Annotated in this window: 11 protein-coding genes; 7 read left to right on the top strand and 4 right to left on the bottom strand. The window is 39.9% G+C overall.

Annotation, left to right across the window (positions count from 1 at the left end):
* Both QM941_RS09730 and QM941_RS09725 read left to right on the top strand, forming a co-directional pair.
* Positions 1 to 519, top strand: a 519-nt coding sequence (locus QM941_RS09730) for an LPXTG cell wall anchor domain-containing protein (protein WP_414340385.1), incomplete at its 5' end; no start/stop codon positions are given.
* Between the two features lie 156 nt (positions 520 to 675).
* On the top strand, positions 676 to 1,239 hold the full coding sequence (locus QM941_RS09725) for a sugar O-acetyltransferase (protein WP_414340383.1): 564 nt from the start codon (positions 676 to 678) through the stop codon (positions 1,237 to 1,239).
* A 32-nt stretch (positions 1,240 to 1,271) separates the two neighbouring features.
* Here QM941_RS09725 and QM941_RS09720 read toward each other — a convergent pair whose 3' ends face one another.
* Positions 1,272 to 1,955 (bottom strand): DUF4956 domain-containing protein, encoded by a 684-nt coding sequence (locus QM941_RS09720; RefSeq protein WP_414340381.1) that lies wholly within the window; start codon positions 1,953 to 1,955, stop codon positions 1,272 to 1,274.
* Entirely contained in the window at positions 1,948 to 2,724 is a 777-nt protein-coding gene (locus QM941_RS09715; protein ID WP_414340380.1) for a polyphosphate polymerase domain-containing protein, read from the bottom strand. The genes QM941_RS09720 and QM941_RS09715 overlap by 8 nt, the downstream gene beginning before the upstream one ends.
* A 207-nt stretch (positions 2,725 to 2,931) precedes the next feature.
* Between QM941_RS09715 and QM941_RS09710 the strand changes: the two genes are divergently transcribed.
* The gene (locus QM941_RS09710; RefSeq protein ID WP_414340378.1) at positions 2,932 to 4,167 is read left to right on the top strand and encodes a carbohydrate-binding domain-containing protein; all 1,236 of its coding nucleotides are present in this window, start codon (positions 2,932 to 2,934) and stop codon (positions 4,165 to 4,167) included.
* A gap of 204 nt (positions 4,168 to 4,371) precedes the next feature.
* Here QM941_RS09710 and QM941_RS09705 read toward each other — a convergent pair whose 3' ends face one another.
* Positions 4,372 to 5,004, bottom strand: a complete 633-nt coding sequence (locus QM941_RS09705) for a DUF421 domain-containing protein (protein ID WP_414340377.1) — start codon at positions 5,002 to 5,004, stop codon at positions 4,372 to 4,374.
* A complete protein-coding gene (locus QM941_RS09700) occupies positions 5,001 to 5,453 on the bottom strand; it encodes a DUF3290 family protein (protein WP_060956251.1) in 453 nt (150 codons plus the stop codon). Before QM941_RS09700 ends, QM941_RS09705 begins: the two co-directional genes overlap by 4 nt.
* 190 nt (positions 5,454 to 5,643) lie before the next feature.
* Between QM941_RS09700 and QM941_RS09695 the strand changes: the two genes are divergently transcribed.
* From QM941_RS09695 to rpsD, 4 genes are all read left to right on the top strand, one after another.
* Positions 5,644 to 6,408 carry a nucleoside phosphorylase gene (locus tag QM941_RS09695; protein ID WP_414340375.1) on the top strand — a complete coding sequence of 255 codons (765 nt, stop codon included), beginning with the start codon at positions 5,644 to 5,646 and terminating at the stop codon, positions 6,406 to 6,408.
* 32 nt (positions 6,409 to 6,440) lie between these two features.
* Positions 6,441 to 7,817, top strand: coding sequence for a TrkH family potassium uptake protein (locus QM941_RS09690; protein ID WP_247913333.1), 1,377 nt, complete (start codon positions 6,441 to 6,443; stop codon positions 7,815 to 7,817).
* A gap of 13 nt (positions 7,818 to 7,830) precedes the next feature.
* Positions 7,831 to 8,499 (top strand): potassium channel family protein, encoded by a 669-nt coding sequence (locus tag QM941_RS09685; RefSeq protein ID WP_414340373.1) that lies wholly within the window; start codon positions 7,831 to 7,833, stop codon positions 8,497 to 8,499.
* 204 nt (positions 8,500 to 8,703) lie between these two features.
* Positions 8,704 to 9,315 (top strand): 30S ribosomal protein S4, encoded by a 612-nt coding sequence (gene rpsD, locus QM941_RS09680; protein WP_008810013.1) that lies wholly within the window; start codon positions 8,704 to 8,706, stop codon positions 9,313 to 9,315.
* The last annotated feature ends 184 nt before the right edge of the window (positions 9,316 to 9,499 follow it).

The raw sequence follows: 9,499 nt of genomic DNA, 5'->3' as shown, positions 1-9,499 counted from the left end.
GAAGGCAATGAAATTCCAGGATATCCAACAGAAGATGGAGAAAATCCTAAGAAAGACATTCCAGGCTACCGCTTCGTAGAGACTAAGAAACTTCCAAACGGCGACACAGAACATGTCTACGAAAAAGTGAAGACTCCAGATCCAGTGCCAACACCAGATCCAGTGCCAACGCCAGATCCAGTGCCAACGCCAGATCCAGTACCAACACCAGATCCAGTGCCAACGCCAGATCCAGTGCCAACGCCAGATCCAGTGCCAACTCCAGATCCGAAACCAACTCCAGATCCAGAGCCAACTCCAGATCCAGAGCCAACTCCGGATCCAAAACCAACTCCAGATCCAGAACCGACTCCAGATTCAGAAAAACCAGAAGCTCCAGTTAAACCAACTCCAGCTAAGGAAAATGCTCCTCAATTGCCAAATACTGGTACTGAAGATCATGCTAGCCTTGCAGCTCTTGGTTTAGTAGGTGTCTTGAGTGGATTTGGACTTATCACTCGTAAAAAGAAAGAAGATTAATGGGATTTCATCTATAGGAAAACCATGAGTTAACTTTCTCAATAAAAACCAGCTTATCTAAGGATAGGCTGGTTTTTTGTTACTAGTAGAGTTTATCTTGTTTTTAGGTTAAAACTTTGCTACAATATTTTAAAAAGGTAAAAAGGAAGCTACCTTATGAAAAGTGAATACCAGAAAATGATAGCAGGAGAACCCTATCACCCCTTTGATCCAGAACTTCGTGCTCTAGCACAAACAGCACGACAAAAGCAAGCCTCCTTTAATGAAGAGGTCGACCCAGTAAAAGGTATGGAAATAATCAAAGGATGGTTTGGTTCAACTGGTAAAAATCTCTATGTCAATACTCGTTTGGTAGTGGATTATGGTGTCAATATTCATTTGGGAGAAAATTTCTATTCCAATTGGAATCTGACCATGTTAGATGTTTGTCCTATTACCATCGGTGATAATGCTATGATTGGTCCCAATTGTCAGTTTTTAACGCCTCTTCACCCTCTAAATCCGGATGAACGAAATTCAGGTTTAGAATTTGGGAAACCAATCACGATTGGTAAGAATTTCTGGGCAGGAGGCGGCGTTATTGTCCTTCCAGGTGTTACACTAGGTGATAACGTTGTTGCAGGAGCAGGAGCTGTTATTACTAAATCTTTTGGTGATAATGTAGTTCTGGCAGGCAATCCAGCACGAGTTATCAAAGAAATTCCGGTCAAAGACAAATAAAGAACAGCTAAATGCTGTTCTTTTTACTTGTTCTAGAGATTTTTTCTCTTTTTAGCTTTTTTAGTCAATGCTACATCGCATTGATCAATATTTTGTGTAAGATAGCTAGTGATTTGGAAGTCATTTGTGTCTGCTTTTAGCTCAACTTCATAGACGATGCTAAGACTTTCACCCGAGTTTGAGCTATTGATTGTAATCATATCAATTTCTGAGCAGAATTGGTCAAGAGATGATTGGATAGCTTCCTGTACCTTCTCTTGATTGGCTACCGTGATTGTCAAATGTCTACGACGTTGATTGTCGGTTTTTACCTGTTGATTTTCCAAAAGGAACCAAACACCCAAGATAAAGAGGGTGAAGAGAATAGCCAAGAAGAGGTAGCCTGTTCCGCAAGCCAAACCGATAATCATGGCTAGGAAAATAGCAATCAGTTCTCTTGATCCACTCGTTGCAGAACGGAAACGGATCAAACTAAAGGTTCCGGCTACAGCAATCGAAGTCCCCAAGCTTCCATTGACTAGAAAAATAACCAAGGTCATGAGGCAGGGAAGCAGACTCAAGCTGATAGCAAATTCTCTGGTGTAGAGGGTTCTATACTTGTAAGTCCAAGAGAGGGCTAAGCCTAGGACTAGACTTACTAGCAGTGTCAGTATTAGTTGAAGGGGATTTGCGTTTGCAGTTGCATTATTAAAAATTGAATTAAATAGATTAAGCATAAGTAGTTCCTGCACTTTCTATACTGGGACGAGGGGCATAAGAGAGTCCTTGAGATTTGTGGTAAGCACAACTGTATTTTGAAAATTTGTGCTCCGTCAAACCATACTTTTCTAGGATGTCTTGCAACCACTGGGGCTTGTTCCCAGGAGCCTTGATTTCCATTATCACACTATTTTTGTCCAACAGAGGAGCCCCGTGATTTCCTGCGAAGAGACTGACAAATTCATCTCTATAGACTAGATTTTGGTCAATTGTGATACGAATTTTGTTATAGTGGCAGCCCTCGATAGATTTCTTTTCTTTTAATGAATAACGATCGTAGTAGATATACATACGAGGCTTGATGGCGAATTTGTAATCACGCTGAAGTTTTTTCACTGTTTCAATGACGACTGTATCAGTAATGCTAGAATCCAAGTGTCCTTTGGTCATAAAGTTAAGGATAGAAATAGGAGTTGAGAGTAGTCGGTATTTGCGGCCAACCCCTTCTTGGTCCTTTGTTTTGATTTCTAAAAAAACTTGACTATCTATTTTAGGTTGGCTGAGATAGGTCCGCATCCGTACCTTTTCTTTTCGTTTGACCCCAAGATGCTCATCTTGGAGCACAGCAAAGTCTTCCGTATCAAAGTAGATATTTGAAATAGTTGAAATTGGATAGTCGTCTTCTACTAAATATTCCTTTAAATCTTGAATCAGTTTGTCTAATATTTCTTTGGAGACAACATATTTGGTTTCAATCCGTTTAAAAGTTGTTTCGATTGGTTTCATAATTCCTTCTCCTCTAATTTTAGGTTATACTATTTTTAAACAAGGACGAGCTTGTTTGGATAGGATTTTAAAGAGTTTATCTAAAACTTTTGTTAAATTTAACTTAATTGAAACTAAATTTAAGAAAACTTTCAGAAAAAGTTTAGGCTTGTTTTAGGAAAGACCCGTAGACTAAGAGCATGTAAAATGAAAGTCGAGGAAACGAGCATGAAAGCAAAAAAATGGACATTCTTATTAACGAGTATAGCAACTCTAGCACTAGTAACAGCTTGTGCCCAGTCAACTTCAAATACAACAGCTAGCAATACTGCGACAACGAAAACGACATCAACTACAGAAACTAAAAAAACTAGCTATTTTACAGACAAGGACTATGATACTTCTTATGATGAAAAGACAGCAGCAACTGTAACCTTGTCTGGGTCAACAGCGACGGCATCAGGTGACGGAGTTGCCGTATCAGGTTCGACTGTTACTATTTCTAAGGCAGGAACCTATGTCATATCTGGTCAATCTGATGGAGTTCAAATTAAGATTGAAGCCGAAAAGACTGATGATGTACACATCGTTCTAAATGGTGTAACAATGACCAACGCCAATGCAGTTATTTCTGCAACATCAGCTGGTCATGTATATCTAACTCTAGCAGACGGTACAAGCAATAGCCTATCAGACTCTGCTTCTAATAGTGATGAAAAAGCTGATGCAGCCCTCTTCTCTAAAGTGGACTTGACCATCAATGGTAAAGGAACTCTCAATGTAGATGGTAAGAAAAACAATGCTATCAAGGCAAATGATACCCTTCACATCACAGGCGGTACCTACAATATCACAGCAGTCGGAGATGCCTTTAATGTCAATGATGAACTCAACATTACTGGCACAACCATGACCATCGATGCCAAGGAAGACGGAGTCAAGGTCGACAATGATGAGGACACCTCTGTAGGAACCATGTATCTCTCTGATAATACCATCACTGTTACTGCAGGGGACGATGGTATCCACGCTTCAGGTGATTTGGTTATTGATAGTGGTACCTATACCGTTAAGAATTCTACAGAAGGGCTTGAAGGTAAGTCAATCACTATCAACGGTGGAGACATCACCGTATACTCAACAGATGATGGTGTCAATGCGGCCAACAAAAATGCCCAACAAAGTGAAATCTTCTTTACTATGAATGGTGGGAATTTGACCGTTGAAGTTGGTCAAGGGGACACGGATCCAATTGACTCAAACGGGAACATTACAGTTAATGGAGGAACCATCAAAATGACTGGTCAAACTGGTTTTGACTTTGATGGAACAGCGACTTATACAGGCGGAGATATCTATCTCAATGGTGAAAAACAAACTGAGATTGACAATTCTATGCCTGGTGGAGGTGGACCTCAGGGAAATGGAGGACCTGGCGGTGGTGCACCTGGTAGACGACCATAAAAGAAAATCCCCTTTCTCAAAAGAGAAGGGAGATTTTTATGTTATAGAAAAAGGAAGAGGAGATAAAAGTTTCTACTCTATCTTATATCTAAACCACATCTATTTCTTATACATGCTAGTTTGCCACTTTCATTGATAAAAATTTACTCGAATATGAAAAACACCCTACAAGTGTAAGGTGTTTTTGGTGCAGAAAACGTGAAATTAATAGGTTACAACATTCAATTGATCTTTATCATATTCAGCAATAAAGATATTTGAGACTTCTTCGAAACCTTCTTCTTTCAATTTCTCAATTAGCCATTCCTCTGATTTACCAATGGTTTCTAGAATTTCAACTTGGACAACACCATCTGTAATCACTGGGTACTTAGGATTTTCGTCACCCATTCTTACGACAATCAGCTGTCCGTTTTGCTCAATCACAGCTCTCTTGACATCCTTCAATTGGAAAATTCCTTGAGCGCGCAATTTAAGAGCTACATCTGCAGCTGCAAGACCTTTTGAGCGACAGGCTTCAGGATCTAACTTACCATTTTTAATGATAATAGTTGGTTTTCCGTCAATTAAGTGTTTGAAAAAGGAAATATTGGTATTCAACCATTTAAGGAGTAAGATGAGAATAGTCCAGATGATGAGGATAACAATGTATTGGATGATAGTGATGGAACTATTGTAGATAACTCCACCGATAATACCCCCGAGAACAAAGTTCTGGATTTGATCTACTGCAGAACTTGGTGCTAAATTTCCTTTACCTGTTACGTTAATAACAAAAACAAGAGAAAGTAGCCCCAAGGCCAATTTAATTGCAATCGTAGCAAAAAAGCTTATCATTTTTCAACCTCCACGAGTTCCACATCTGATTTATAGAGTTCCATTTTTTCTAATAAATAGCTATCTTGGTCAGTCCCGCTAATGGCGCGATAAAAATTGTCGCCAACCTTAATAATAGCTCCATCAGTAGTAGCTGAAGTATTGACATAAATATCTTTTTTATCAACACCTAACTCTTTTGATACAATCTCGATGAAGTGTAAGGAACTACGAAATTGATTATCATTGGATTGGCTGTTTTGAAAATTCGTAATGCTAATCAATACAAAAGCAATTAACGTCAAAATAGAAATGAGCGATAATTCACGGAACTTACTCCCTCTTTTATCTTTGAAAGCCTTAAATGCAAAGAATCCAGTCACAATCACTAAGAATGTCGACACAATAATCATGGTCCAATTCTGTTGACTAATCTGACTGAGAACATAGTCATATGAATAGAATTTCATAAGATTTCTCCCTTTTTTAAATTCAATCTATTATAAACTAATTCCTAAGCTATAGCAATTTTATTATGACGAAAAAAGCATTTAATTGTTGTTTCCTACTTAAGGTAGGTTTTTCTGATTTGACTTAGCCTCCCGTCTTGACTTTCGTTTAGCTTTTGATATAATAGTAAAAATTTAGAGGAGGTGCTCTATGATTCAAAAACACGTCATTCCTATTTTAGAGTTTGATGATAATCCTCAGGCAGTCATTATGCCCAATCATGAAGGCTTGGATTTACAGTTGCCAAAGAAGTGCATCTATGCATTTTTGGAAGAGGAGATTGACCGCTATGCTCAGGAAGTAGGAGCAGAGTGTGTCGGCGAGTTTGTGTCTGCCACAAAGACTTATCCTATTTATGTTATGGACTACAAAGGCGAAAAAGTTTGTCTAGCTCAGGCTCCTGTTGGTTCTGCCCCGGCCGCCCAGTTTATGGATTGGTTGATTGGCTATGGTGTGGAGCAAATCATTTCCACTGGTACTTGTGGAGTCCTAGCCGATATAGAGGAAAATGCCTTCCTAGTTCCAGTCCGAGCCCTGCGAGATGAGGGGACCAGCTACCACTATGCAGCGCCTTCTCGTTATATGGATGTTCATGTAGAAGCGATTTCAGCCATTGAGCAAGTCTTGGAACAATTAGGGGTTCCTTATGAAGAGGTTATGACTTGGTCGACAGATGGTTTTTACCGAGAAACAGCTGAAAAAGTTGCCTATCGTAAGGAAGAAGGCTGCGCTGTTGTGGAGATGGAGTGTGCAGCTCTTGCAGCAGTTGCCCAGCTTCGAGGGGTCGTTTGGGGTGAGTTGCTGTTCACGGCTGATTCATTGGCAGATCTTGATAACTATGACCAGCGCGATTGGGGCGCAGAAGCTTTTGACAAGGCCTTAGAACTCTGTCTTGAAATTGTTAGTCATATGTGACTGCTTTAACTGTTTTATGGTACAATGTAGCTATGTTATTCAAATCATTTTCGGAAAAAATAAACACGACCTTGGGGCGTTTATCACCTGCTCGTCGAATTTTTTTAAGTTTTGCTTTGGTTATTTTCGCAGGCTCTCTTCTTTTGAGTCTGCCATTTGTGCAAGCAACAAGCTCCCAAGCGACCTATTTCGACCATCTCTTTACAGCAGTATCCATGGTCTGTGTGACAGGACTCTTTACTCAACCAGTAGCTACCACATATAACATCTGGGGTCAGTTAATCTGTATGTTTTTGATCCAGATTGGTGGTTTGGGTCTCATGACCTTTATAGGAGTCTTTTATATTCAAAGTAAGCAAAAGCTAAGTCTTCGTAGCCGTGAAACAATTCTGGAGAGCTTTAGTTATGGAGAAACTCAGTCTTTAATGGTTTTCATACGTTCGATTTTCTTGACGACTTTTATCGTTGAAGGACTCGGAGCCTTCCTGTTAAGTTTTCGTTTTGTTCCGGAATTTGGTTGGGGCCGAGGAATTTTTACCTCTATTTTCGTAGCTATTTCAGCTTTCTGTAATGCTGGTTTTGATAATTTTGGAAGTACAAGTTTAGTAGCTTTCCAAACTGATCCTTTGATTAATCTAGTGCTTGCTGCTTTGATCATCACAGGTGGTCTAGGGTTCATGGTTTGGTTTGACCTGGCCACGCAGTTGAGCAAGAAAAAACGTCGGCTTCGCTTCCATACCAAGTTGGTTCTCTTCTTGACAGCTGGAATTTTATTTACTGGAACAGTTTCAACCCTCTTGATAGAGTGGAACAATCCGGGAACGATTGGGAATCTCAGCATCCCTGATAAATTGCTAGTCAGTTTTTTCCAAACTGTCAGCATGCGGACGGCAGGCTTCGCTTCTATTGATTTTACTCAGGCTAGGCCTGTTACCTTGATGATCTATATTTTGCAGATGTTTCTCGGTGGGGCGCCTGGTGGAACAGCCGGGGGGCTTAAAATCACAACCTTCTTTGTATTATTAGTATTTGCACGCAGTGAGCTTTTAGGCTTGCCTCATGCCAATGTAGCTCGAAGAACAATTTTACCTCGGACAGTCCAAAAATCATTCAGTGTCTTTATTATCTTCTTGCTAACTTTCTTGCTGGGCTTGATCCTGTTAGGGGTAACAGCAGAAGGGAATCCGCGCTTTATCTACATCATGTTCGAGACAATTTCAGCTCTTGCTACGGTCGGAGTAACTGCAAATTTGACGCCAGAGTTAGGCAGATTAGCTCTTAGCATTATCATGCTACTGATGTTTATCGGACGAATTGGGCCACTGACTCTATTAGTTAGTTTGGCTGAGTATCAACCAGATAAGAAAGATATGATCCACTATATGAAAGCAGATATTACCATAGGATAAGAAAGGATAAACTATGTCAGATCGGACAATTGGAATTTTAGGTTTGGGTATTTTTGGGAGTAGTGTACTTACCGCCCTCGCTCAGCATGATATAAATATAATCGCCATTGACGACCATGAGGAGCGAATCAATCAGTTCGAACCTGTCTTGGTACGTGGAGTTGTTGGAGATATAACAGATGAAGAGCTCTTGCTCTCAGCAGGAATTGATACCTGCGATACAGTTGTGGTGGCAACTGGGGAAAATTTAGAATCTAGTGTGCTTGCAGTCATGCATTGCAAGAGTCTAGGAGTACCAACTGTTATTGCTAAGGTTAAAAGCCATACAGCAAAAAAAGTTCTTGAAAAAATTGGCGCAGATTCAGTTATTTCACCAGAATATGAGATGGGTCGTTCGTTGGCGCAGACTATTTTATTTAATAACAGCGTTGATGTTTTTCAGTTGGACAAAAATGTCTCTATTGTTGAGATGAAAATTCCACAATCGTGGGCAGGCAAAAGCTTAAGTCAACTTGATCTTCGAGGACAATACAATCTCAATATTCTTGGTTTTCGTGACTATGAAAATGCTCCCTTGGATGTTCAATTTGGGCCGAATGATCAATTGAAAGCTGACGGCTATATGATGGCAGTAATCAATAACCAATATTTGGATAATCTAGCTAAATTTAATGAAAACTAGAAAAAATAAAAACTTCTTTACAAAATAAGAAAAAAATGATACAATAGCCTTTGTGTGAAATAGCAGCAGGAAAGCATGAAGCTCGTCAACAGGTGTCTTCTGATAAGTAACCTTGGCTGTTTAGGCGAAGGGCATCTGCACGAATCAGGGCTTTCTAAGTGACTATTTCCGCCAAAATTATATTTATATTAGGAGGACATACATATGTCACGTTATACAGGACCATCTTGGAAACAAGCTCGTCGCCTTGGCCTTTCACTTACAGGTACAGGTAAAGAATTGGCACGTCGTAACTACGTACCAGGACAACACGGACCAAACAACCGTTCTAAATTGTCAGAATACGGTTTGCAATTGGCTGAAAAACAAAAACTTCGTTTCACTTACGGAGTAGGTGAAAAACAATTCCGTAACTTGTTCGTACAAGCTACTAAAATCAAAGAAGGAATCCTTGGTTTTAACTTCATGCTTCTTTTGGAACGTCGTTTGGATAACGTTGTTTACCGTCTTGGTCTTGCGACTACACGTCGTCAAGCTCGTCAATTCGTAAACCACGGTCACATCCTTGTTGACGGAAAACGTGTTGATATCCCATCATACCGTGTAACTCCAGGTCAAGTTATCTCAGTTCGCGAAAAATCATTGAAAGTTCCAGCTATCCTTGAAGCGGTTGAAGCTACTCTTGGACGCCCAGCATTCGTATCATTCGACGCTGAAAAATTGGAAGGTTCATTGACTCGTTTGCCAGAACGTGATGAAATCAACCCAGAAATCAACGAAGCCCTTGTCGTTGAATTCTACAACAAAATGCTTTAATTTTAAGAAATATCTTACAGAAAGCCTACAACAGTGGGCTTTTTGCTTTGCAAAAATTAAAAATATGAAAAAAATCAACTCAAGTTCTTGACAAAGTTGGAAAAGTCGGTATAATAGGAAGAGTCCAAAAAGGACAGACTGGGGATGGTCCGTTGGTCAAGGGGTTAAGACACCGCCTTTTCAC

It is taken from the genome of Streptococcus timonensis, from assembly GCF_047460355.1.
Taxonomy (GTDB): domain Bacteria; phylum Bacillota; class Bacilli; order Lactobacillales; family Streptococcaceae; genus Streptococcus; species Streptococcus timonensis_A.
This window is presented reverse-complemented; position numbering and strand designations above follow the sequence as displayed.